We start from the raw sequence: 22,174 nt of genomic DNA on the forward strand, positions 1-22,174 counted from the left end.
TAGTACCATGAGCGATGCAATCCTGGACGTTCAGAACCTTGTCGGCGGCTACGGCAAGATGACGATCTTGAATGGCACCACCTTCTCGGTGCCGGCTGGGTCGATCACCACCATCATCGGGCCAAACGGCGCCGGCAAGTCCACGGTGTTCAAGGCGATCTTCGGTCTGCTGAAGCTGCGCGAAGGCAAAGTCGTATTCAAAGGCAAGGACGTCACCGGTCTGGGCCAGCGCGCACTGCTGACGGCGGGCATCTGCTATGTCCCGCAAGGCCGCAACATCTTCCCGGAACTCACGGTCCGTCACAATATCGAACTCGGTGCCGTCGCTGCCGGTCGTGACATCACCGATCTGCCGGCCCGTATCGAGGCCGCTCTCGACAAATTCCCAGTACTCCGCACCAAAGCCAAGCAACAAGCGTCAACCTTGTCCGGCGGCGAGCAGAAACAGCTCGAAATCGCCCGCGGCCTGCTGCTCAATCCGCAGCTGGTGCTGATCGACGAGCCCTCCATCGGGCTGTCGCCGCTGATGGTGTTGCAAACGTTCAATATTCTGAAGGAGCTGCGTGACCGCGGCGTCTCGATCCTGATGATTGAGCAAAATGCACGCTCGGCACTGGAGATTTCCGATTTCGGCATCGTGCTCGAACTCGGCCAGACCCGCTTGATGGACAAGGCCGACCGTGTGCTCAACGATCCGCGCATCGGACAGTTGTTCCTCGGCGGCGCCATGACGGAGACCACGGCATGAGCAAGCTCTCGATCGCTACCGTCTCGCTATCAGGCGCACTGGATGAGAAACTCCGCGCTATTGCGGCTGCCGGCTTCGACGAGGTCGAGATCTTTGAAGCGGACCTTCTGTCCTTCAATGGAAGCCCAAGGGACGTCGGCCAGATGTGCCGCGATCTCGGCCTGACCATCTGCGCCTTCCAGCCGTTCCGCGACTTCGAGGGCATGCCGGAGCCGCAGCGCAGCCGCAACTTCGCGCGCGCGGCGCGCAAGTTCGACCTGATGAAAGAGTTGCAGACGGACTTGATGCTGATCTGCAGCAACATCTCGCCGGCCTCGCTTGGCGGTATCGACCGAGCCGCAGCGGATTTTCGCGAGCTTGGGGACCTCGCCGCGAAGCACGACATGCGTGTCGGCTTCGAAGCGCTCGCATGGGGCGCTCATGTCAACGACTATCGCGATGCCTGGGAGATCGTGCGCCGCGCCAATCACCCGTCCATCGGCGTGATCCTCGATAGCTTCCATGCACTGGCCCCGGCATTTCCCGTCAGTGCCATTGCATCCATCCCGGCGGACAAGATCTTTCTGGTGCAGCTCGCCGACGCGCCGAAGCTGGGCCTCGATGTCTTGTCCTGGAGCCGGCATTTTCGCTGCTTCCCCGGTCAGGGCGACCTGCCCGTGGCTGAGTTCATGGAAGCGGTGCAAGCCACCGGCTATAGCGGCGCGTGGTCCCTCGAGATTTTCAACGACCAGTTCCGCGCAGGCTCTGCCGTTCGCACAGCCACTGACGGATTGCGCTCACTGATCCTGTTGCAGGATCAACTGGCAAAGACACCGGCCGACGCCCTGCAGCCAAAGACATCCACCCGCGGCGTCGGCTTCATCGAGTTCGCCGTCAATGAGACCAAGGCGACAGGCCTTGCGACGCTGCTCAGCCAACTTGGCTTTCGCAAGACCGGCGCTCATCGCAGCAAGGACGTCGAACGCTGGTCGCAGGGCACCATCGAACTCGTGATCAATTCAGAGCCGGACGGTTTCGCGCATTCGCATTACGTGACGCATGGCCCCGGCGTGTGCGCCATCGCACTGGACGTCGGCAATACCAAGCAGGCCATGGCGCGCGCTGAAGCGTTGCAGGCGCGGACATTCTATCAGCCGGTCGGACCGGGCGAACTGGAAATCCCGGCGATCCACGGCGTCGGCGGAAGTCTTCTCTATTTCCTGGAAGCCGCCGGCAAGAACTGGGACGTAGATTTCGAGCCGCTGCAGAGCAATGCCGGTACAGATCATCTCTCCGTCGTCGATCACATCTCGCAATCGATGCCCTATGACGAGATGCTGTCATGGCTGTTGTTCTACACCGGCATTCTCGACCTGCAGCGCCTGCCGCAGATGGAAATTCCGGACCCGGTCGGCCTCGTGCAAAGCCAGGCGCTGATATCAGCCAATCAGTCGCTGCGCATCATCCTGAACGGATCATCCGCAACGCGCACGCTGTCGAACCGCTTCATCTCGGAGTTCTTCGGTTCCGGCGTGCAACATATCGCGTTCTTGTGCGACGATATCTTTGCAGCCGTGGCCGATATGCGCAAACGCGGCGCCAAATTCCTGCGTATTCCCGACAATTATTACGATGACGTGGAAGCCAAATATGGGCTCGATGCCGAGCTGATGGCTGCGCTGCGTGACAACCAGATCCTGTATGATCGCGAAGGCGACGGCGAATTCTTCCAGATCTACACGCCGAGCTTCGATGAGCGCTTCTTCTTCGAGATTGTCGAGCGCCGCAACTATCAGGGATTTGGTGCGGCTAACGCCGGTATCCGTCTCGCAGCTCAAACGCGTGACGCGCGGCCTGTGTCCGTGCCGCGCGCCTGACGAACTCGTTAAGGCTTACTTCGGCCGAACGCTTTGATCGCCACCGGGACTGCCGGGCGGGGGAATCACCGGCGTATTGCTACTATCTGAATTCGGCGCGCGTGCCCGCATCGCGGGATCGACATTGCTCGGCGGGCACAGAACGCCATCTGATTTCGCGAGTTTATCGCCCAACGGCTCCGGGCTCTGGCCCGTTGTCGTCCCGCTGGGAGCAATCGTCCCCTGCGGGGTCGTTTGTGTCGGCGCACAATTGGCATTTGTACGCTCGGCCGATGGCGGCGCGGTCCGTGCGGGAGGCGTGGCAGGCGTCGGCGGCGCCTGCGCGAAGGCAGCGCTGGAACCGGCGACGACAAGAGCTGCGATGACAAGCGACTGTTTGATCTGCATCCGGAGCAAACCGCGGGCGCGAATGGAGGTTCCGGCCTCGCGCTGCAACAGTCAGGATTTAATGTAGCGGATCAGCGAAAAATGCCCCATCGGCGGCATCGGCCGGCGCTCGGCCAGCGTGATCCCGCCATGGACCGTTGCCCAGTCCACCAGCCGCTTCCACGGAAATTCCGGTCGCCAGCCGAGCCGGCGCGCCAGCGGCGCAAAGGCCAGTTCGAAAATCTTGCGCGGACCGCTTTCGGCGCCGATGTGATTGACGAGAATAAGCTCGCCGCCTGGTTTCAACACGCGGATGAAATCGTCCAGCGTCGCTTCCGGATCGGGTACGGCTGTGATGACATATTGCGCCACGACGGCATCGAAATGATTGTCTGGGAATGCGAGATTCTTCGCATCCATGACCGCCAGCGTTTCGACATTGGTGAGATTGTGGGTGCGGACGCGCTCATGCGCCTTGCGCAGCATCGGCTCGGAAATATCGACGCCGCAAATCTTCGTGGTGCGGGCGTAATCGACCAGCGACAGACCTGTGCCGACACCGACATCAAGGATGCGGCCGCCGATGCGATCGGCCTCGATGATGGTCGATTGCCGACCGCTATCGAACACCTTGCCAAAAACGAGATCGTAAATCGGCGCCCAGCGCCCGTAAGCCTTCGCGACCCCCGCGCGGTCGATATCGCCAGCCATGCCCCTACCCTGAACTCTTACACACGCATCGCTGCGACGGCGGGGACATTAGCATCGCGGGGGGAGGTGCTGACAGGGCTTTTCGCCGCAGCGCTCTTGATGAAGCCGCCGCCGAGCACGCGGGCCTGACCGCCCGGCGCGTCGTAGAACACACAGGCCTGACCGGGCGACACGCCCTCCTCGCCGCCGACCAGTTCGATCTCGTAGCCGCCATTCACAGCACGCAGCCAGGCCGGCTGCGGTCCACGCGTCGAGCGCACCTTGACGAACAGTTCGAGACCACTGCCCACGGCGCTTTCCAGCATCCCGCCGCCGATCCAGTTAACGTCGCGCAGCACAATGCGGTGCATCCGCAAGGCCTCGCGCGGGCCGACCACCACGCGCCGGGTGACGGCGTCGAGTTTGATCACATAGAGCGGCGCGCTCGCTGCAATACCGAGGCCGCGGCGCTGGCCGATGGTGAAATGGATAATGCCATCGTGGCGGCCGATGACATGGCCATCCATATCGACGATCTCGCCCGGTTCGAGCGCATTCGGCTTCAGACGTTCGATCACGTCGGTGTAGCGGCCGGACGGCACGAAGCAGATGTCCTGGCTGTCCTGCTTGTCGGCGACCGACAGATCGAACTGCCGAGCCAATTCGCGGGTCTGCGGCTTGCTCATATCGCCGAGCGGAAAGCGGAGATAATCGAGCTGTTCCTGCGTGGTGGCGAACAGGAAATAGCTCTGGTCGCGATCGGCATCGGCAGCGCAGACCATGGCACGCGAGCCGTCAGCAAGGCGGCGTGAGGCCACGTAATGCCCGGTCGCCAGCGCCTGCGCGCCGAGATCGCGCGCGGTCGCCAACAGGTCGCGGAACTTGACGGAACGATTGCACTCGATGCACGGCACCGGCGTTTCGCCGGAGGCATAGCTCGCGGCGAAATTGTCGATGACGGACTCGCGGAACCGGCTTTCGTAATCCAGCACATAATGCGGGATCCCGATCCGCTCGGCGACGTCGCGGGCATCATGGATGTCACGGCCGGCGCAGCAGGCGCCCTTGCGATGGGTGGCGGCGCCGTGATCGTAGAGTTGTAGCGTAATACCGACGACGTCGTAGCCCTGCGACTTCAACAGCGCAGCCGTCGCCGAGGAGTCGACGCCGCCGGACATGGCGACCACAACCCTGGTGTCCTGCGGACGGCCTTCGAGATCGAGACTGTTGAGCATGGTTTCGGTCACTGATGCGACCGCGCTGGCTGCAAACCGTCGCGATCAGGAAAACGGAGCCAAATCCCGGAACTTAAGGTCGGTCCGACAATGGGTTGGGATATGGCACTTTAATATAGGCCGCCTTGCGCTCAATCAATCACGGCGCCTCGCCGGAAACGGCAATTCTTGCCGCCGGGCAGAAAAGATAATGCCGCGACGGTCCCCACGGAGGTTCCATCCGAATTACAACATACTGATTTATATAGATATTTTTATAAAACGAGAGGTGGCCCGGTCCTTGCTGAAAGGAGGATAGAACTCTTCTGGAAAGGCCGCCCGTGGTTAGCGTCACGTCCGATATCGTCTCAAACGTCTCGTTTCAGAACGCACGATCGAATTCGTCCCGCGACGATCAGCGGTCGGACGCCGACAGCTTCGGCTCGCTGGTCGACAGCAACACCGTTGCCAGCGCCAATAGCGACCGCGCCGCGGCAGCCCAGCCTGATCTGCCAGCACCCGCACGGCGCGACGACACGCGCTCCTCGAGCAATGACCGCACACGGCAGGCCGACGATCGCGCCGACACCGCGGCCGCCAATGCACGTGACCGCGACACCCAAGCAGCCGATGCCGCGCAGGACTCCCGCAAGGCGAAGAAGAGCGACCCGAGCGACACGAAGGCCGATTCCAAGGCCGACGCGAAGACAGGCGACAAGACCGACACCAAGGACGCCTCGTCCAAGGATACCGACAAGACCGCAACGACCGATGTCGATGCAACGGGCTCAACCGAGAAGCCCGTCGCGGTCGCCGCCGTCGCCGTTGCGATCCCCGTGCCCGTGGCCACGACCGATGTTGCAGTGGCTCCAACAGCGCCCGAAACCACCGGCGTTGCACAGCCTCTCGCCATCGCTGCAGCCGTTTTGAAAGCCCAGACGGCAGTGACTGAAGCTGCAACGGTTGACGCCGAAGCGGCGCCTGCATCGACGGCCCCGGAAGCCGAAGCGAATTTCGCGGCACTTATCGCATCCGCGACACCCGCGGGCGGCAAAGCCGGCGCGAAGAAGACCAGCGCAGCCGATGCCGCAACGGCATCAACGGCTGAGGTCAAATCAGAAGACAAGACGAAGGCGGCCACGACGACGTCCACGCAGCCAGTCGACGCTGCCGCAGCGGCAACAGTCGGCAAGGACGCCAAGCCGGGCGACAAACTCGTCGATGGCGCAGCAACTGACGCGACCACTGTTGCACCGGAAGCTGCAAAGCCTGCGGCTAGCGCTGCCCACGAGCGTCGCACCGAACACACCGCTCAGGCTGCAGTACCGGATGTGACTGCGCCGACCACCAATAGCTTGCAGCAGCAGCCGTTGCAGACCGCAACGACGCCGATTGCAGCTGCGACCCCGCAATTGACCGCCACGGTCGCGACCAATGCGCCAGTGCCTTTGAATGGCGTCGCCGTCGAGATCGCGCAGAACGCCAAATCGGGCAAGAGCAGCTTCGACATCCGGCTCGACCCTGCCGAGCTTGGCCGTATCGATGTCCGCCTCGAAGTCGACAAGCATGGCAATGTCACCTCGCATCTCACCGTCGAGAAGCCGGAAACCCTGACCATGTTGCGCCAGGATGCACCGCAACTGCAGCGCGCACTCGAACAGGCTGGTCTCAAGACCAACGACAGCGGACTACAATTCAGCCTGCGCGATCAGTCGCAAGGCCAGCAACAGAACAGTGGCGAGAATTCGGGTCGCAACGCCCAGCGCCTTGTGATCCACGAAGACGAGTCCGTGCCTGCGATTGCTGCGGGCCGCGGTTATGGCCGCATGCTGGGATCCAGCAGCGGCGTCGACATCAGTATCTGAGGAGTGAACCATGGCAGTTGAAGCAACGACTCCAAGCCCTGTCGTATCCGGTACCACGCCGGTATCGAACTCGAGCAGCAGCTCCGGCTCGACGACCACCGGCATTGCCGATAATTTCCAGACGTTCCTGACGCTGCTGACGACGCAGCTGCAGAACCAGAACCCGCTCGATCCACTCGATACCAATCAGTTCACGCAGCAACTCGTGCAGTTCGCGGGCGTCGAACAGCAGCTCAAGTCGAACGATCAGTTGAAAGCCCTGGTCGATCTCGGCAAAGCTACAGAAGCGACGCAGGCGCTCATCTATGTCGGCAACAACGTCGCTGTCGATGGCAGCACGGCGCAATTCAAGACGTCGGCGACATGGAATCTGCTCGCCGACAAGGACTCGACAGCCACCGTCAACATTACGAATTCCGCTGGTAACGTTGTCTACACCGGCAAGTACACGTTGAAGTCCGGCAACGGCACTTTCGTATGGGATGGCAAGGGCAATGATGGTGTTCAGTATCCCGAAGGGGCCTATACGCTGACTGCAACGGGCAAGGATGACAACGGCCGCGACGTCGCCATCTCCACGGAAGTCCAGGGCGTTGTGGATTCCGTCGATCTGTCAGCGAGCCCCGCCCTGCTCTCGATCAACGGCACCAACTATACCGTCGACAAGATCAAGCGTGTGGTGCGGCCGACGACGCCGACGACGCCAACCACACCGACAACCTGACGCTGCGCCGCGTCATCTCCTCGGGACGATTATTTCGAACCAAATCCAGTTCTATTCGCATTGGAGTTGTAGGCTTAGGCAAATTTTAAGTCGCTGGGCGTAGATTGTTGAAGTGAGTTCAGTGGTTGAGAGTTTGTGAGTACGCCATGACAGAACCCCATCGCCCGAGGGTCAAATACGTCATCGGGCCTGACGGCAGTCCGTTAACAATTGCGGATCTGCCCGCGCCCGGAACCAAACGGTGGGTCATCCGCCGCAAAGCCGAAGTTGTCGCCGCCGTCCGCGGTGGCCTTCTGTCTCTTGAGGAAGCCTGCAGCCGCTATACGCTGACAGTCGACGAATTCCTCTCCTGGCAGTTCTCGATCGACCAGCACGGTCTGGCAGGACTGCGGACCACCCGCATCCAGCAGTATCGTCAGTAAACGAATCGTTAATATCTCCAATTCGATGAAAACCGGCTCCCTCATGGGAAGCCGGTTTTCGTCATTTGGCCATATTTTTGCCACCCGTTAACCGCCGTTAACCATATCGAAACCATACCCCGGCAAAATTTGCCCAGTCGGTCTTTGAGGCCGAATCTCAGGGGCTGGTTCGTGCAGAGTCTTCTAAGTTTCCTTAAAGGTCTCGGCGCGGCGCGCCTGATGGCGATGGTTGCGGTGACGGCCGCGCTCATCGGCTTCTTTGCTTTCGTCATCATGCGGGTCACCACACCGCAGATGACCACCCTTTTCACGGATCTGAGCGTCGAGGACTCCTCGGCGATCATCAAGGACCTGGAACGTCAGGCCATCCCTTATGAGCTGAAGAACGACGGTGCCGCCATCATGGTGCCGAAGGACAAGGTAACTCGCCTGCGCATGAAACTGGCCGAAGGCGGCCTGCCCAAGGGTGGCGGCGTCGGCTACGAGATCTTCGACAAATCCGACGCTCTCGGCACAACAAGTTTTGTCCAAAATATCAATCACTTGCGCGCTCTCGAAGGTGAATTGGCGCGAACCATCCGGGCGATCGACCGGGTACAGTTCGCCCGCGTTCACCTCGTCCTGCCGGAACGCCCCCTGTTCTCCCGCGAAGCTCCCGAGCCTTCGGCCTCGATCGTCGTCCGCGTCCGCGGCGCCCTCGACCCGCAGCAGGTCCGGGCGATCCGCCATGTCGTCGCCTCGGCCGTCAACGGCCTTAAGCCGGCCCGGGTTTCGATCGTCGACGAAGCGGGACAGCTGCTCGCCGACGGCGCCGCTGACTCGACCATGGAAGGCGCCACCGGCGACGAACGCCGCGCCGGCTTCGAAAAGCGGATGCGGAGCCAGGTCGAAGCGATCGTTTCCTCGGTGGTGGGCGCAGGCCGGGCCCGGGTCCAGCTCACAGCCGACTTCGACTACAACAAGGTCACGCAGACCTCCGACAAATTCGACCCGGAAGGCCGGGTCTTGCGCTCCAGCCAGAGCCGCGAAGAATCCTCCGCCGTCGGCGAGCGGGATGGCCAAGTCACCGTCAACAACGAACTGCCAGGCAATCAGGCGGCCGGCAACACGGGGACGGCGAAGGATCAAAGCAAGAAGTCGGAAGAAACCAACAATTACGAAATTTCCCGCGTCACCAAGACCGAAGTTACCGAAGCAGGCCGTGTCAATCGCATCTCGGTCGCGGTACTGGTCGACGGCAGCTACAGCAAGAACGAGAAGGGCGAGCAGGTCTACGCCCAACGCCCCAAGGAAGAACTCGATCGCATCGCAGCGCTGGTCCGTTCGGCCATTGGCTTCGACCAGAAGCGCGGCGATCAGGTCGAGGTCGTCAACCTGAAATTCGCCGAGGGCCCAACTGTCGTTCCGACGCCGGAGCCGACCGGTCTGCTCGGCATGATGCAATTCACCAAGGATGACGTGATGCACGTCATCGAACTCGCGGTCATGATGCTGCTCGGTCTGGTCGTGATGTTCATGGTCATCCGCCCGCTGGTCCGCCGCGTCCTCGCCTCTGAACCCGTGCCGGCGCTCCCTGCAGCCAACGCTCTCGTTCTTCCCGACGGCGTCGCTCTCAGCGCTGACGGACAGACCGTCATTCCCGCCAGCGGCCCCAACATGATCGACGTCGCCACCATCCAGGGTCAGGTCCACGCGCAATCCGTGCATCGCGTGGGCGAACTGGCCGATCGTAACCCTAACGAAACCGCAGCCATTGTTCGCGCATGGCTGCAGGAACCGGCGTGATCTGAATGGCATCCGTTCCGCAAACCACCGGCGACAACAGCAGCGACATCGCCAGCGTCGTCGCTTCGCTCGCACAGCGCCAGGGCGGCCGCGCGCCCGCGAAGCCGCTCAGCGGCCCGAAGCGTGCAGCCATCCTGATGCTGGCGCTGGGCGAACAGTATGGCGGCAAGGTGTGGGCGCAGCTCGACGACGACGAAGTGCGTGAGCTTTCACTTCACATGTCGTCGCTCGGAACCATCGAGCCGGAGACGGTCGAAGATCTGCTGCTCGAATTCGTATCGCGGATGTCCGCCTCCGGCGCCCTGATGGGCACTTTCGATGCCACCGAGCGTCTGCTGACCCAGTATCTGCCGTCCGAGCGCGTCAGCGGTATCATGGAAGAAATCCGCGGCCCCGCCGGCCGCAACATGTGGGAAAAACTCTCGAACGTGCAGGAAGAGGTTCTCGCGAACTACCTGAAGAACGAATATCCGCAGACCGTCGCTGTGGTGCTGTCGAAGCTGAAGCCGGAGCATGCGGCACGCGTGCTCGGCATCCTGCCCGAGGATCTTGCGCTCGACGTCATCAACCGCATGCTCAAGATGGAAGCGGTGCAGAAGGAAGTCATCGAGCGCGTCGAACAGACGCTGCGCGTCGAATTCATGTCGAACCTCTCGCAGACCCGTCGCCGCGACGCGCACGAAGTCATGGCGGAAATCTTCAACAATTTCGACCGCCAGACCGAGACGCGCTTCATCACCTCGCTGGAAGAAGACAATCGCGAGGCGGCCGAGCGCATCAAGGCGCTGATGTTTACCTTCGACGACCTGATCAAGCTGGATGCCGGCTCCGCACAGACCCTGATGCGCAGCATCGACAAGGACAAACTGGGTATCGCACTGAAGAGCGCCAACGAGGAAGTGCGCGCCTTCTTCATGGGCAACATGTCGTCCCGCGCCGCCAAGATGCTGACCGACGATATGGCCGCGCTCGGCCCGGTCCGTCTGCGCGATGTCGACGAGGCACAGGCACTGCTGGTGAATTTGGCCAAGGATCTCGCCGCCAAGGGCGAAATCGTGCTGACCAAGAACCGCGCCGACGACGAGCTGGTGTATTGATGGCCGCCCCCGCAAAATTTCTGTTCGATATGGACTTCGCAGCGCCCGACAAGACGCGTGCGCCCGCGATCACGCCGGCCGAGATTGCGGAGAAGGTCGCCAACGCCGAAGCTCAGGCCTATCGCGCAGGCTTCGATGCGGCCCAGCGCGAGGCGAAGGCCGAAAGCGACCGTCGCGCCGCATTGGCGCTGGAACAGATCGGCGTTGCGATTTCCTCGATCTCGTCGCGCTTCGGGGCCATCGAAGAAAAGATGGAAACCGAAGCTGTCGATGTCGCGGTGTCGGTGGCACGCAAACTCTGCAGTGAATTGATCGCCGTTGAGCCGCTCACCGAAGTCATGGCCCTGGTCCACGACTGTTTCAAGAATCTGGTGTCGACACCGCATCTCGTGGTGCGCATCAACGACCAGCTCTACGACGAAGCACGCGAACGCATCGAGAAACAGGCCAAACAAAGCGGCTTCGCCGGTCGCCTCGTCATCCTCGCCGAGCCGGATATCGAGAACGGCGACTGCAAAATCGAATGGGCGGATGGCGGCGTCGTGCTCGAACGCTCAACCATCGACGCCAAGATCAACGAACTCGTCGGACGCTACATGGCGTCGCGCAATCAGGCCTGACAGGGCTGTGAGGACTAGAATATGAGCGATCCACAGGTGCCGCTTCCCGATCTCAATGCCACCGATCCCGGCGCAATGGGGGACGTGGGCTATGCTGACGAAGAACAGGTCACGCGTATTGCCGCCGATCTCGAAGCGGTCTTCGACGTTCCAGTCCAGGTCTCGGCCGTGCTCGGCCGCTCCAAGATGGGTGTGGGCGAATTGCTGAAGCTCGGGCCCGGCACCGTGCTCGAACTCGACCGCCGCGTTGGCGAAGCGATCGACATCTACGTGAACAACCGCCTGGTGGCGCGCGGCGAAGTCGTCCTCGTCGAAGAAAAGCTCGGCGTCACCATGACTGAAATCATCAAGGCTGAACGCAGCTAATTCGAGACAAACGGCGCCTCAAGGGCGCGACCAGGATATAACAGGAGATCACCATGCGGCTTCTCATCGTTGGTACCCTCAAGGGCCAACTCACCACCGCCACCAAGATCGCCATGGATAACGGCGCCTCCGTGGTTCATGCCGAAGGCCACGATCAGGCGATGGGCGTGTTGCGCGGCGGCAAGGGCGCGGATCTCCTGCTGGTGGATGTCGCCCTCGACATCCGCGACCTCGTGATGCGGCTGGAAGCCGAACACATCCATGTACCGATCGTCGCCTGCGGCATCACCACCGATGCCCGCGCCGCGGTCGCCGCGATCCATGCCGGCGCCAAAGAATACATCCCGCTGCCGCCGGATCCGGAACTGATCGCCGCCGTTCTCGCTGCTGTCGCCAATGACAGCCGCGACCTGATCTATCGCGACGAGATGATGGGCAAGGTGGTCAAGCTGGCGCAGCAGATCGCCGGCTCCGATGCGTCGGTGATGATCACGGGCGAATCGGGCACCGGTAAGGAAGTGCTCGCGCGCTACGTCCACACCCGCTCCAACCGCGCCAAGAAGCCGTTCATCAGCATTAACTGCGCTGCAATCCCCGAGCATCTCCTGGAGTCCGAACTGTTCGGCCACGAGAAGGGCGCCTTCACTGGCGCGATCGCACGCCGCATCGGCAAATTCGAGGAAGCCACCGGCGGCACGCTCTTGCTCGACGAAATCTCGGAAATGGACGTGCGGCTGCAGTCGAAGCTGCTGCGCGCCATTCAGGAGCGCGTCATCGACCGCGTCGGCGGTACCAAGCCGGTGCCGGTGGACATCCGCATCATCGCGACGTCGAACCGCAATCTGTCCGACGCCGTGCGCGAAGGTACGTTCCGCGAAGATCTGCTGTTCCGCCTCAACGTCGTGAACCTGAAGATCCCGCCGCTGCGCGATCGCCCGGCCGACATTCTCGAACTGGCGCAACATTTCGCCAAGAAATATGCCGACGCCAATGGCGTGTCGGTGCGTCCTATCTCCGCCGAGGCGCGGCGCGTACTCACCGCCAATCGCTGGCAGGGCAACGTCCGTGAACTCGAAAACACGATCCACCGTTCGGTGCTGATGGCCAACGGCGACGAGATCGGCGCGGATGCCATCCTGACCCCGGATGGCGATCGTCTCGATCTCGCCAAGACCCCGCCGGCCGTGGCGCATGCAACCATGGCGGCAGAAACCGTGACCCGCGCACTGGTCGGCCGTACCGTAGCCGATGTCGAGCGCGATCTGATCCTGGAGACGCTGAAGCACTGCCTCGGCAACCGCACCCATGCGGCCAACATTCTTGGCATCTCGATCCGCACGCTGCGCAACAAGCTCAACGAATATGCCGATGGCGGGCTGCCGATCACACCGGCCGGAGCAGGCGCCGGCGACTATCGTGCGGCCATGGGCGCGATGTAATTACGCGAAGAACGACAACGACGCGCCCTGCGAATAGCTCGGCGCGTCCTGCTTGCGAAAAATCTTGATCGGATCGCCCGGCGTCAGCTCCTGCCGGGTGAACATCGCATAGGCGTAGAGCGCGAGATAACCGATCGAAATCGCGCCGATCACATAGACGATCCCAATTCCGATCCGCTTCATGCGACCGCACCCCGCCGCACGAGATGGCGAAGCCACAGCCAGATCATCGGGACGACCACCAGTTCGCCGATCAGGCTGATCAGGAGTCCCACGGTCGGAAAGCCATGACTGAGCACCGCTAGCAAACGCGCAGCCGCACCAAACACGAGAATGAAGGTTACGATCGAAATCCGCTCAAAGCGTTTTTCGATCTGCGGGATCGCCGACCAGTAGATCAGCCCGACCGCCACCAGCACGCCTTTGATGAAGCGCACATAGCCTTCCATCGTCACGCCGAGCCTGACGCCCGAGAGGCTGGTGCCGAACAGCACGCCGGTCAGGCCGAACAGGATGGCCACGAGGCCGACAATCGCCAGTGCGATCTGAAGCAGTCTGCGTTCCAAAATGGGCTCCCTGGGCTCAAGCAGCCTAATAACTGCGTCATGGAACGACAATGAGCAACCGGCCACGTTGGCGCACACGACTTGGGGGTCTCCGGCTTGCGTCAAACGCCTGAATGGTTAGCTTTCCCCGCTGAGTCGCGGCAAAATGGCCGTGCACCGCTTTCCAGAGACGCAATGCCGACCTTTACCCCGCATCAGGATGCCGCGCTGAAAGCCGTCGACGACTGGCTGAAGGCGAAGCCAGGCCGCAACGGCACACCGCAGGTGTTCCGGCTGTTCGGCTTTGCCGGTACCGGCAAGACGACATTGGCGCGGCACGTCGCCGACAATGTGGACGGCGAGGTGAAATTCGCAGCCTTTACCGGCAAGGCCGCGCTGGTGATGCGCAACAAGGGCTGCGACGGCGCGTCGACGATTCACTCGCTGATCTATCGCGCCCGCGAGAGCGGCGAGGAGCAGCCGAATTTCGAACTGTGGGACGATGCACCAGCCTCGAAGGCCAAGCTGATCGTGATCGACGAATGTTCGATGGTGGACGCGGAGCTTGGCCGCGATCTCCTGTCATTCGACTGCCCTCTGCTGGTACTCGGCGATCCCGCGCAGTTGCCGCCGATCCAGGGTGGCGGCTTCTTCACCGAGACCGAGCCCGACGTGATGCTGACCGAAGTGCATCGTCAGGCCGAACACGATCCGATCGTGCGCATGTCGATGGATGTCCGCGAGGGTCGGTCGCTGCAGCCCGGGCAATACGGCCTCAGCGAAATCGTGTCGCGCAAGGCGCTCGATCCGGACCGCGTGATGGCCGCCGATCAGGTGCTGGTCGGCCGCAACAATACGCGGCGCGCCTACAATATGCGTGTGCGACAGAAACTTGGCATCGAGGACCTGCTGCCGGTGGCCAATGACAAGCTGGTCTGCCTGCGCAACAACCGCAAGAAGGTGCTGTTCAACGGCGGTCTGTGGCGTGTGAAGGCGCGCGCCGCCTCGAAGTCGCAGATCATCACCATGCGAATTTCCCCGGATGAGGATTTTGGCGGCAAGGTCACCAAGGTCTCGGTACGCGCAGACTGTTTCTCCGGCGGTGTTGAGACGCTGCCGTGGGAGCAACGCAAGCCTTACGACGAATTCGACTATGGCTACGTGCTGACCGTGCACAAAAGCCAGGGCTCGCAATGGGACGACGTCGTTCTGTTCGACGAGAGCTTTGCATTTCAGGAGAGCCGCGCCCGCTGGCTCTACACCGGCATCACCCGCGCCGCGAAGCGCTTGAGCATCGTGGTTTAACGCGCGTATTTTGCAATCCATCGCATGCGCTGATCTGACGCGCCTCGGCTCACTAGGCCTCGTGGAACAAGATGCCCGCCCGAACGTTTGGGCCACTTACGCATAATAAGGAGCTCGATATGCATCCCGCAAAAATCCTGACGATGGCCACGATGATCGGTGCGAGTGCGTTGGCGTTTTCGGCGCCGGCAACATCAGCACCACTGCTTAGTCAGCCCGGCCTCGCCAGTGCCGTACCGTCGGCCACCGAGAACGTGCAGTATTATCGCCGCTACGGTTATGGCCCACGCTACGGCTACGGTCCTGGCTACTATCGCCGCGGACCCAGCGCTGGCGCCGTCGTCGGCGGCCTCGCAGCGGGCGCCATCATCGGCGGCGCGATTGCGGCCAGCCAGGCCAACGCGGCAGCCCAGCAGAACGCAGCCTATTGCTCGCAGCGCTATCGTTCCTACGATCCGGCGTCAGGCACTTATCTGAACAACGACGGCAATCGTTATCCCTGCCCATAAGCGGACAGCGCCGTCTCCAAACAAAAGCCGCGAGACTCACGTCCCGCGGCTTTTTCGTGCCTTCGTCAGATCCTCACGAATTCGTGTGCGGCATCGCGTAACAACCGGCACCCTCTTCCGTATCTCGGATGTGCCCACCGGAAATGCCGATTGCGAACCACGGGCTCCGGTCTAGACTGCCGGTCATCCGGCCATCGATCATCCAAGAGGACCTGCTATGCGCCGCTCCCTGTTCAGCCGCCTCTCCCTCTGCGCCTTTGCCGGCGCATTGGCGATTTCGACCGCCCTCGTGGCTCCTACTTTTGCCGCCGAAGAGGCTGTCATCATTCCCGCACCCGCCGCGGACACACCGGCCGCGACCGGCATTCAGACTGCGGTGATTGCGGGTGGGTGCTTCTGGGGCGTCCAGGGCGTATTCCAGCACACGGCAGGCGTCGTTAACGCTGTGTCCGGCTATGCCGGCGGCTCCAAGAGCTCGGCCAATTACACCGCGGTCAGCACCGGCTCGACCGGGCACGCCGAAGCGGTCGAGATCAAATACGACCCGCAAAAGATCAGCTACGGCAAGATCCTGCAGATCTATTTCTCGGTGGCACACGACCCGACCCAGCTGAATCGCCAGGGCCCGGATTCGGGTACGCAATATCGGTCGGAAATTTTCGCGACGACGCCGGAGCAGAAGAAAGTAGCGGAAGCCTATATCGCCCAGCTCAACGCTGCGAAGGTCTACAAGAAGCCGATCGTCACCAAGCTCGGAATGCTCGAAGCCTTCTATCCGGCGGAAGCTTATCATCAGGACTACCTGACGCTGCACCCGAACCAGCCCTATATTGCCTATAACGATATTCCGAAGGTCGAGAACCTGAAGAAGATCTTTGCCCAGAACTATATCGAGAAGCCGACGCTGGTGAGCGCGTCGAAGGTCACAAACTGACCTGAGCGCTCGCAGCCACGGCCAATCGGGAAGGAGAAAGAATGACCGATACCAAGACGACACCCGGCAAGGTCGAAAAGAGCGAAGCCGAATGGCGCCGCGAACTGACCCCGATGCAGTATGCGGTACTGCGCGAAAAGGCGACGGAGCGTCCGTTCACCGGCGAGTACGAACATGACCACACGCCGGGCACCTTCGTCTGCGCCGGCTGCGGCCAGACGCTATTCGAGTCCGACGCCAAGTTCGATTCCGGCTGCGGCTGGCCGAGCTTCACGCAGCCCTCACGAGAAAGTCATATCGACGAAGAACGCGATGTGACCCACGGCATGATCCGCACGGAAGTGCTGTGCTCCAAGTGCAATGGTCATCTCGGACATGTGTTCGATGACGGCCCCGGCCCCACGGGATTGCGATACTGCATCAACTCTGCGGCCTTGAAACTTCAGCCTAAATAAATACGTATCCGGTATCGAACTGTTTCAGTGCCCCGTGCGACTCATCGAAGTCTCGCGGGGCATTTCTGTCCAATACTTGTCCGTAAGCGGCTTCGCCTATTGCCTGTTACTTGAACATGCCTCAGCGGCATGCACGTTTGCGAAGAAGAATAAGAAAGTACCAAGATGTCTACCCGTTCAAACCGTTTGTTGCTCGGCATTGCCCTTGCGGGTCTCATTCTCGAAAGCTTGGTGTCCCACCCCGCACTGGCGACCGACAAGGTGTCGCTGTTCAAGGTGATCACGGCCAAGGACGAGATCATCATCGGCATTAACGATGATCAGCTCTCCACTTTCGAAGCCAAGAACGCCGGCGGTGTCGCCAAGCATCTGGTCCAGAAGGGTACGCTGACGGCCTGGCAGTACGCCGTGCGCAAGGCTGAGGCCGGGGCGCTGGAGCAGGCGCCTTTGCGGCAGGTGGGGCTTATGTCGACTGAGGCACTGCGGGTCGAGCCCTATACCACCCCCCTGAAAATCGTGCCGCTGCCGGACGTGACCGGACAATAGGCAAATATTGCGCCGCGCGCGCCGCTGCCCATGCCTTAAGCGCGCGCTAAGCTCTTTAAATCACAAAGCTATTACGGCAATACCGTCCGCGGCCGGCGATTCATCATGCTGTATCGCAGGTGTCGCAATCGGCCAAAACGTGCTTATATTGGGGTCTGTCCTGAAATGATGTTCCGCGCGCCGCCGGATCGGCTGCATTGCGAATGAAGCGTCGTTTCGTTGCGTATTCAGATGAGGTCCCCGACCATGGCAGCTTTCAGCTACAACACCGCAGCCGAACTCTTCCCCGCCGCGATCCGCAAGAAAAAGCGTGCCGGTTTCGCCTATCGTCGTTTCGATACGGCCGCCGCCGCCGTCCAGTTCGCGATCGAGGAGCTGCCGGCTGACTCGCTGAACGGCGCCTATCTGCAGGTCGAGGAAGCCCGTTTCGACCAGAGCGGCATTCGCTCGCTCTATGAGAGCCAGGACTTCCCGCTCGAGCGCCGCGTGCGCGCCGAAGAGCCTGCGACCGACGACGCCGACGCTGCTTGAGCTTTACGAATTGAGACGATCGCAGCCCTGACTCTGAACTAGAGTCTGGGCTGTTTTTCGAGCCACTTGCGCAGCATTCTGACGTTGCGGACATTGGCCCGGAACATCACGTCGAACGCATCGCCGATAAACGGCACGATGCCGACAGCGCCGTCGACAGCAACATTGCCCAGCATGCGCGCCGTCAGATGCCACGGCGCACCGAGCGCCCGTGCCTCGCGCACCACCCATAGCGAGATCGCCGTGGTGATGATGTCGCCCACGATCGGAATCAAGCCGATCAGACCATCGATGCCGTAGCGGATCTTGGTGCCCGGTACGATGAAGGCGACGTCGAGCAGTTTCGCCAGCGCATCCAGCCGCGCCAGCCGTTGCTCGCGCGTGAGATTTGCAAACGGATTGGCGCCCGCTCCGAAGTCGAACCGAAAGCCCTGCATATCCGGCCGAAGTTGCTCGGGCCGAACCTCAAAACCATCCTGATCGATGATCGGACCATGCGCGGACGCCGCCTTGCGCGGGCGGCCGGCGTCGTAAGTGGTTGATTGACCTGTGCTCATCATGGCCATGACATGGGGGACACGCGCCAACTCTGCAAGCGGCATCGCGTCACGCCTCATCGGGCGATCCACCGCGATCCCCATATTTGCTGCGCAGAAATTCTCCAACCACCGGTTGAATTGCAGGGAGCCCGCTATATTCTGGCCCCGCCGGGAACGGGTGGGGATGAGCGATGCGACGACCCTTGGGTGACGTGTGCCTCGATATTGCAAGCTTCGCCCGGGAGCGGAAGCACGAATTTCTCTCCTACATCCTGCGGCTCGCGGCAGCAGAGGCCTACCAGACCACGGCCGAGGACGACGCGTTCGAGATGCCGATGCCGCGCCGGCTCGCCGCCCGTGAACTGATCGCCGGTTTCTGGGATTGGGACATCAGCAACGACCGCAACTATCTCGATGCCGGGGCTGCCCGCTTCTTCAATGTCGATCCCGAAACGGCCGCGCGCGGTCTGCCGAACATGGCCTATCTCGCGGCCGTCCATCCCGATGACGTTGATCGGGTGCACGCGGCGGTCGCGGCCGCGATGCGATCGGGCGGCATCTTTGAGTGCGAGTGTCGCCTGATCAAGAACGACCGGATCAGCTGGGTTCTCGCGCGCGGCAGTTGCACGCTGGACGGACATGGCCGCCCCGTCCGCCTGCCCGGCGCGATCATCGACATCACCCACGACAAGACGATGAACTGAGGCGATCAGGCCAGCTTGCGGGCGCGGTCGATGGCTTCGTCCATGTTGAGAGCCGGCACCATCGACGGCGCTTCGAGATCGCATAGGGCGAAGCGGTTCTTGCCGTCGTTCTTGGCGGCATAGAGCGCCTGGTCCGCAGCCGCGATCAGTCGCTCCGGATACTGCCCGACCTGCGGGTGCCACTGCGCCACGCCGATGGATGCCGCAATCGGAATCTCGCCGGGCGCACAGCCCGCGGCGTCGATGCGGCACACATCCAGAATGCGGCGCGCGATGTTTGCCGCTTCATGCAGAGTCGTCGCCGGCAGGATGATGCTGAACTCGTCGCCGCCGGAACGCGCGAGCAGATCGCCGGGGCGGAGCTTGCTCTGGGTCATCAGCGTGAAGTGACGCAGGCAATCGTCGCCGGCCGCGTGGCCGTGGCCGTCATTGATTTCCTTGAAGCCGTCGAGATCGATCGCCAGCAGCGCGAACGGCTTTTGCGTGCGGCGCGCCAGCGCGCATTCCTCGGTGAGGCGCTGTACCAGATGACGGCGATTGGCGACGCCGGTGAGATCGTCGACCAGTGCGAGTTCGGCGACCTCGCCGCGCAGGCGATCGATGGCCATCAGGAGGAATCCGAAATTCCACGACATCGCCAGGAACACCAGCACCAGCACCATCATGGCCTGGAGATTGTTGAAATCGGCAAAGGTCATATTGCCGCCGATATTCGCCAGCGCCGCGGCCGAGCGCACGGCATGCGCAGCAACGAGCGTGATGGCGAGCCAGCCGGCGAGACGGGCGCCGGCATTGCCGCCGCCATCCTTGCGCGACAGCAACAGCGGCACGGTCATGACAACGGTGACCGACTGGCCGGCGGAATAGATCAGCACGCGCATCGTCACGTTGTCGTGCCACAGCGTGAACAGCAGCAGGCCGGCCAGGCTGGCGGCGATGATGACGGCTTGCGCGCGCCAGCCCGCCGGGCGGCCGTAAAACTGATTCATGCCGATGGCGGCGAGGCTGGTGGCCAGCAGCAGCAGGCCGTTGCCCAGCACGATGGCGATGAGCGGATCGACGCCGACGCCGCGCAGCACCGAGATGCTGTTGCCGAGCGCCGCGGCGAACGCGGCGGCTGTCCAGTAACGCGCGGCGTGCAGGTTGGGATAGCTGGTGGCCACATAGGCCCAGACCACGCCGAGGGCCAAAAAGTTGACGGTGAACACCGTGAACAGCGTGCCGACGTTCAACATCGGCGGCACCCGCCACGTTGCGCGTCGCGCTTCTGCGCGCTGCTGTCGATCCCCGCCATCACTCTCACCACTCGTTCCCAGCGGGTGGTAAAATGCGTCGGCGACGCTTAACGGAATCTGACTCGCGGCGGATAATCCCCAGTGTGGTTTTGAAAGAGTGAAAGGGAATGAGTTAATCCGACTTTCACCATCGGGGTTCCCAACGTTCGCCCGGCGGCCGCGCGGCTTAACAAAAGTTTAAAACCGCGCGCGCCCTCGCCTTGCCCATCGCCCCGTGACCTATCGGCCGGCCGCGAGACGGTCGGCGAAATAGCCGATGGTCTTGCGATAGATCGTGGCCCTGTTCCACTCGCGCATCGCCTCGAAATTCGCCGTGCCCTCGCCGTAGGGCTGGCCGCCCTTGAAGCCCGCGGTCTTCAAGAGATTCGCGGTCGAGGCCAGCACGTCCGGCACCGAATGGCGGAGATCGACATGGCCGTTGCCGTCGAAATCGACGCCGTATTTGATGTAGCTCGACGGCAGGAATTGCGTCTGGCCGAGCTCGCCGGCATAGGCGCCGATCAGGTCGCGCTGCGGCAGGTCGCCGCGCTGCAGGATCTTCAGCGCCGCGATCAGCTCGCCCTGAAACAGCTCGGTGCGGCGGCAGTCATGCGCCATGGTGGAGAGCGTGCGGATCACCGGCATCTTGCCGATATCGCCCTTGCCGAAATCCGACTCGAGGCCCCAGATCGCCACCACGATTTCAGGCGGCACGCCGAAGCGTTGCTCGATGCGCGACAGCAGCGAGGCGTGACGCTGCATCATCTGCAGGCCCATGGAGATGCGGCCCTGGCCGACGCGGGTCGAGACATATTGCTCGAAACTCTTGTTGAAGGTGCCGCGCTGGCGGCGATCGAACGACAGCACCGCGGGGTCCTGCGTCACGCCGGCAAAGGCCTGCGAGATCACGCCCTGCGACACGCCGGCGGCGGCCGCCTCCTGCGACATGGCCGCGATGAAACCCTGGAAGTCGCCGCCGCATTTGGCGGCCTGCGAGGATGTGGCCGTCAGCGCAACCGAGACGAAGGACACAGCGGCAATGGCAATGGCGGTGATACGATTGGTCATGAAAAACCTGTTGGGTTGGCGATACCGGAGTGTGGCATGACCGGTGTGTCCGAACAACGGCGCGCCTTGTTCTCGTCATTCCGGGGCGCGCGCGACGCCGAAGGCGGCAAGCGTGAACCCGGAATCCCGACATGGCCTAGCGCTATCTGAGCCTCCCATGTCGGGATTCCGGGCTCGCGTCCGGCAAGCGCCGGCCGCGCCCCGGAATGACGTGCGTGGGATCTTCAGACATGCGTCATCACCCCTGTTGTTTGCGGCGCGGGGGCGCCGTCGTCTCTTGCATTCCCGCCCCCTTGTGAGAGGGCGTGCGGAACGCCGGGTGCCCGTTGCACCCTTGGGCCTGATGCGAATGCGGTCTTCCGCAATTGAGAGTGCATCAGGACTTTCGGAGGCGCCGAGCAAGTGCCCGACGTTCCGCCTGCGGTGTTTTTTCGGTTGCCTGCACATCTGCCTTGGCGAACGGCCCCATCACCAAAATTAGTGTCCCAGGGCGGAGGGACAGGGTAGCCTCAAGCTCTTGGCCGAACGCGTTTCGATTTGGTCGTCCGTCACACTGTCCAGGGCTCTTTCCA

25 protein-coding genes are annotated in these 22,174 nt (G+C 62.2%); 17 read left to right on the forward strand and 8 right to left on the reverse strand.

Translation table 11 applies throughout. The features are described from left to right. Positions 1 to 7: 7 nt before the first annotated feature. The gene (locus AC1DUY_RS21050) at positions 8 to 748 is read left to right on the forward strand and encodes an ABC transporter ATP-binding protein (RefSeq protein WP_478116730.1); all 741 of its coding nucleotides are present in this window, start codon (positions 8 to 10) and stop codon (positions 746 to 748) included. Then, positions 745 to 2,604 carry a bifunctional sugar phosphate isomerase/epimerase/4-hydroxyphenylpyruvate dioxygenase family protein gene (locus tag AC1DUY_RS21055; RefSeq protein WP_478116732.1) on the forward strand — a complete coding sequence of 620 codons (1,860 nt, stop codon included), beginning with the start codon at positions 745 to 747 and terminating at the stop codon, positions 2,602 to 2,604. The genes AC1DUY_RS21050 and AC1DUY_RS21055 overlap by 4 nt, the downstream gene beginning before the upstream one ends. Positions 2,605 to 2,619: 15 nt before the next feature. Here AC1DUY_RS21055 and AC1DUY_RS21060 read toward each other — a convergent pair whose 3' ends face one another. Genes AC1DUY_RS21060 through mnmA form a run of 3 tightly spaced genes read right to left on the reverse strand, consistent with a single transcriptional unit; the run spans position 2,620 to position 4,895 of the window. Continuing rightward, the gene (locus tag AC1DUY_RS21060; protein WP_478116734.1) at positions 2,620 to 2,991 is read right to left on the reverse strand and encodes a hypothetical protein; all 372 of its coding nucleotides are present in this window, start codon (positions 2,989 to 2,991) and stop codon (positions 2,620 to 2,622) included. A 51-nt stretch (positions 2,992 to 3,042) separates the two neighbouring features. Further along, positions 3,043 to 3,681 (reverse strand): class I SAM-dependent methyltransferase, encoded by a 639-nt coding sequence (locus AC1DUY_RS21065; protein ID WP_089262053.1) that lies wholly within the window; start codon positions 3,679 to 3,681, stop codon positions 3,043 to 3,045. A gap of 17 nt (positions 3,682 to 3,698) precedes the next feature. Continuing rightward, positions 3,699 to 4,895, reverse strand: a complete 1,197-nt coding sequence (mnmA, locus tag AC1DUY_RS21070; RefSeq protein WP_478116821.1) for a tRNA 2-thiouridine(34) synthase MnmA — start codon at positions 4,893 to 4,895, stop codon at positions 3,699 to 3,701. Positions 4,896 to 5,215: 320 nt separating this feature from the next. Between mnmA and AC1DUY_RS21075 the strand changes: the two genes are divergently transcribed. From AC1DUY_RS21075 to flbD, 8 genes are all read left to right on the forward strand, one after another. Further along, positions 5,216 to 6,739 (forward strand): flagellar hook-length control protein FliK, encoded by a 1,524-nt coding sequence (locus AC1DUY_RS21075; protein WP_478116737.1) that lies wholly within the window; start codon positions 5,216 to 5,218, stop codon positions 6,737 to 6,739. 10 nt (positions 6,740 to 6,749) lie between these two features. Beyond that, positions 6,750 to 7,463, forward strand: a complete 714-nt coding sequence (locus AC1DUY_RS21080; protein ID WP_175366389.1) for a flagellar hook assembly protein FlgD — start codon at positions 6,750 to 6,752, stop codon at positions 7,461 to 7,463. A 146-nt stretch (positions 7,464 to 7,609) separates the two neighbouring features. After that, entirely contained in the window at positions 7,610 to 7,885 is a 276-nt protein-coding gene (gene sciP / locus AC1DUY_RS21085; RefSeq protein ID WP_002714638.1) for a CtrA inhibitor SciP, read from the forward strand. 171 nt (positions 7,886 to 8,056) lie between these two features. Beyond that, on the forward strand, positions 8,057 to 9,670 hold the full coding sequence (gene fliF / locus AC1DUY_RS21090) for a flagellar basal-body MS-ring/collar protein FliF (protein ID WP_478116753.1): 1,614 nt from the start codon (positions 8,057 to 8,059) through the stop codon (positions 9,668 to 9,670). Positions 9,671 to 9,675: 5 nt separating this feature from the next. Continuing rightward, positions 9,676 to 10,767, forward strand: a complete 1,092-nt coding sequence (fliG, locus tag AC1DUY_RS21095; RefSeq protein ID WP_089262059.1) for a flagellar motor switch protein FliG — start codon at positions 9,676 to 9,678, stop codon at positions 10,765 to 10,767. After that, complete coding sequence (locus AC1DUY_RS21100) at positions 10,767 to 11,387, forward strand: FliH/SctL family protein (protein ID WP_175366387.1); 621 nt, start codon at positions 10,767 to 10,769, stop codon at positions 11,385 to 11,387. Before fliG ends, AC1DUY_RS21100 begins: the two co-directional genes overlap by 1 nt. Positions 11,388 to 11,408: 21 nt before the next feature. After that, on the forward strand, positions 11,409 to 11,753 hold the full coding sequence (gene fliN / locus AC1DUY_RS21105; RefSeq protein WP_089262063.1) for a flagellar motor switch protein FliN: 345 nt from the start codon (positions 11,409 to 11,411) through the stop codon (positions 11,751 to 11,753). 53 nt (positions 11,754 to 11,806) lie between these two features. Further along, positions 11,807 to 13,192, forward strand: a complete 1,386-nt coding sequence (flbD, locus tag AC1DUY_RS21110; RefSeq protein ID WP_478116756.1) for a sigma-54-dependent transcriptional regulator FlbD — start codon at positions 11,807 to 11,809, stop codon at positions 13,190 to 13,192. Here flbD and AC1DUY_RS21115 read toward each other — a convergent pair whose 3' ends face one another. Then, entirely contained in the window at positions 13,193 to 13,375 is a 183-nt protein-coding gene (locus AC1DUY_RS21115) for a hypothetical protein (protein ID WP_093759441.1), read from the reverse strand. Continuing rightward, complete coding sequence (locus AC1DUY_RS21120) at positions 13,372 to 13,758, reverse strand: DUF4345 domain-containing protein (protein WP_158596755.1); 387 nt, start codon at positions 13,756 to 13,758, stop codon at positions 13,372 to 13,374. Before AC1DUY_RS21120 ends, AC1DUY_RS21115 begins: the two co-directional genes overlap by 4 nt. Positions 13,759 to 13,932: 174 nt before the next feature. Between AC1DUY_RS21120 and AC1DUY_RS21125 the strand changes: the two genes are divergently transcribed. The 6 genes from AC1DUY_RS21125 to AC1DUY_RS21150 all read left to right on the forward strand — a co-directional run bounded on the left by AC1DUY_RS21125 (position 13,933) and on the right by AC1DUY_RS21150 (position 18,017). Next, on the forward strand, positions 13,933 to 15,042 hold the full coding sequence (locus tag AC1DUY_RS21125) for an ATP-dependent DNA helicase (protein ID WP_093759443.1): 1,110 nt from the start codon (positions 13,933 to 13,935) through the stop codon (positions 15,040 to 15,042). Positions 15,043 to 15,161: 119 nt separating this feature from the next. Beyond that, a complete protein-coding gene (locus tag AC1DUY_RS21130; protein ID WP_120288506.1) occupies positions 15,162 to 15,551 on the forward strand; it encodes a BA14K family protein in 390 nt (129 codons plus the stop codon). A 217-nt stretch (positions 15,552 to 15,768) separates the two neighbouring features. After that, positions 15,769 to 16,485, forward strand: coding sequence for a peptide-methionine (S)-S-oxide reductase MsrA (msrA, locus tag AC1DUY_RS21135; protein WP_120288505.1), 717 nt, complete (start codon positions 15,769 to 15,771; stop codon positions 16,483 to 16,485). A gap of 41 nt (positions 16,486 to 16,526) precedes the next feature. Next, on the forward strand, positions 16,527 to 16,940 hold the full coding sequence (msrB, locus tag AC1DUY_RS21140; RefSeq protein WP_120288504.1) for a peptide-methionine (R)-S-oxide reductase MsrB: 414 nt from the start codon (positions 16,527 to 16,529) through the stop codon (positions 16,938 to 16,940). Positions 16,941 to 17,105: 165 nt separating this feature from the next. Continuing rightward, positions 17,106 to 17,486, forward strand: a complete 381-nt coding sequence (locus tag AC1DUY_RS21145; RefSeq protein ID WP_139285870.1) for a hypothetical protein — start codon at positions 17,106 to 17,108, stop codon at positions 17,484 to 17,486. Between the two features lie 246 nt (positions 17,487 to 17,732). Next, positions 17,733 to 18,017: a hypothetical protein gene (locus tag AC1DUY_RS21150; RefSeq protein WP_068733430.1), complete on the forward strand. Its 285-nt coding sequence runs from the start codon at positions 17,733 to 17,735 to the stop codon at positions 18,015 to 18,017. A 38-nt stretch (positions 18,018 to 18,055) separates the two neighbouring features. Here the strand turns inward: AC1DUY_RS21150 and AC1DUY_RS21155 are convergent, their stop codons facing one another. Further along, the gene (locus AC1DUY_RS21155; protein ID WP_478116823.1) at positions 18,056 to 18,574 is read right to left on the reverse strand and encodes a DUF4112 domain-containing protein; all 519 of its coding nucleotides are present in this window, start codon (positions 18,572 to 18,574) and stop codon (positions 18,056 to 18,058) included. Positions 18,575 to 18,768: 194 nt separating this feature from the next. On the opposite strand from AC1DUY_RS21155, the gene AC1DUY_RS21160 reads away from it, so the two are divergent. After that, positions 18,769 to 19,260, forward strand: coding sequence for a PAS domain-containing protein (locus tag AC1DUY_RS21160; RefSeq protein ID WP_176454471.1), 492 nt, complete (start codon positions 18,769 to 18,771; stop codon positions 19,258 to 19,260). Positions 19,261 to 19,265: 5 nt separating this feature from the next. On the opposite strand, the gene AC1DUY_RS21165 is transcribed toward AC1DUY_RS21160, so the two are convergent. Both AC1DUY_RS21165 and AC1DUY_RS21170 read right to left on the reverse strand, forming a co-directional pair. After that, positions 19,266 to 20,495, reverse strand: a complete 1,230-nt coding sequence (locus AC1DUY_RS21165) for a GGDEF domain-containing protein (protein ID WP_478116759.1) — start codon at positions 20,493 to 20,495, stop codon at positions 19,266 to 19,268. Positions 20,496 to 20,774: 279 nt separating this feature from the next. Next, on the reverse strand, positions 20,775 to 21,602 hold the full coding sequence (locus AC1DUY_RS21170; RefSeq protein WP_309947500.1) for a lytic murein transglycosylase: 828 nt from the start codon (positions 21,600 to 21,602) through the stop codon (positions 20,775 to 20,777). Between the last annotated feature and the right edge of the window lie 572 nt (positions 21,603 to 22,174).

Source organism: Tardiphaga sp. P4_G1 (assembly GCF_056401215.1).

Bases quoted from the DNA above. Each gene is read 5' to 3' on its own strand.
- AC1DUY_RS21050 (WP_478116730.1), top strand. From the start codon at position 8: ATGAGCGATGCAATCCTGGACGTTCAGAACCTTGTCGGCGGCTACGGC.
- AC1DUY_RS21055 (WP_478116732.1), top strand. From the start codon at position 745: ATGAGCAAGCTCTCGATCGCTACCGTCTCGCTATCAGGCGCACTGGAT.
- AC1DUY_RS21060 (WP_478116734.1), bottom strand. From the start codon at position 2,991: ATGCAGATCAAACAGTCGCTTGTCATCGCAGCTCTTGTCGTCGCCGGT.
- AC1DUY_RS21065 (WP_089262053.1), bottom strand. From the start codon at position 3,681: ATGGCTGGCGATATCGACCGCGCGGGGGTCGCGAAGGCTTACGGGCGC.
- mnmA (WP_478116821.1), bottom strand. From the start codon at position 4,895: ATGCTCAACAGTCTCGATCTCGAAGGCCGTCCGCAGGACACCAGGGTT.
- AC1DUY_RS21080 (WP_175366389.1), top strand. From the start codon at position 6,750: ATGGCAGTTGAAGCAACGACTCCAAGCCCTGTCGTATCCGGTACCACG.
- sciP (WP_002714638.1), top strand. From the start codon at position 7,610: ATGACAGAACCCCATCGCCCGAGGGTCAAATACGTCATCGGGCCTGAC.
- fliG (WP_089262059.1), top strand. From the start codon at position 9,676: ATGGCATCCGTTCCGCAAACCACCGGCGACAACAGCAGCGACATCGCC.
- AC1DUY_RS21100 (WP_175366387.1), top strand. From the start codon at position 10,767: ATGGCCGCCCCCGCAAAATTTCTGTTCGATATGGACTTCGCAGCGCCC.
- fliN (WP_089262063.1), top strand. From the start codon at position 11,409: ATGAGCGATCCACAGGTGCCGCTTCCCGATCTCAATGCCACCGATCCC.
- flbD (WP_478116756.1), top strand. From the start codon at position 11,807: ATGCGGCTTCTCATCGTTGGTACCCTCAAGGGCCAACTCACCACCGCC.
- AC1DUY_RS21115 (WP_093759441.1), bottom strand. From the start codon at position 13,375: ATGAAGCGGATCGGAATTGGGATCGTCTATGTGATCGGCGCGATTTCG.
- AC1DUY_RS21125 (WP_093759443.1), top strand. From the start codon at position 13,933: ATGCCGACCTTTACCCCGCATCAGGATGCCGCGCTGAAAGCCGTCGAC.
- AC1DUY_RS21130 (WP_120288506.1), top strand. From the start codon at position 15,162: ATGCATCCCGCAAAAATCCTGACGATGGCCACGATGATCGGTGCGAGT.
- msrA (WP_120288505.1), top strand. From the start codon at position 15,769: ATGCGCCGCTCCCTGTTCAGCCGCCTCTCCCTCTGCGCCTTTGCCGGC.
- msrB (WP_120288504.1), top strand. From the start codon at position 16,527: ATGACCGATACCAAGACGACACCCGGCAAGGTCGAAAAGAGCGAAGCC.
- AC1DUY_RS21145 (WP_139285870.1), top strand. From the start codon at position 17,106: ATGTCTACCCGTTCAAACCGTTTGTTGCTCGGCATTGCCCTTGCGGGT.
- AC1DUY_RS21150 (WP_068733430.1), top strand. From the start codon at position 17,733: ATGGCAGCTTTCAGCTACAACACCGCAGCCGAACTCTTCCCCGCCGCG.
- AC1DUY_RS21155 (WP_478116823.1), bottom strand. From the start codon at position 18,574: ATGAGCACAGGTCAATCAACCACTTACGACGCCGGCCGCCCGCGCAAG.
- AC1DUY_RS21165 (WP_478116759.1), bottom strand. From the start codon at position 20,495: ATGTTGAACGTCGGCACGCTGTTCACGGTGTTCACCGTCAACTTTTTG.
- AC1DUY_RS21170 (WP_309947500.1), bottom strand. From the start codon at position 21,602: ATGACCAATCGTATCACCGCCATTGCCATTGCCGCTGTGTCCTTCGTC.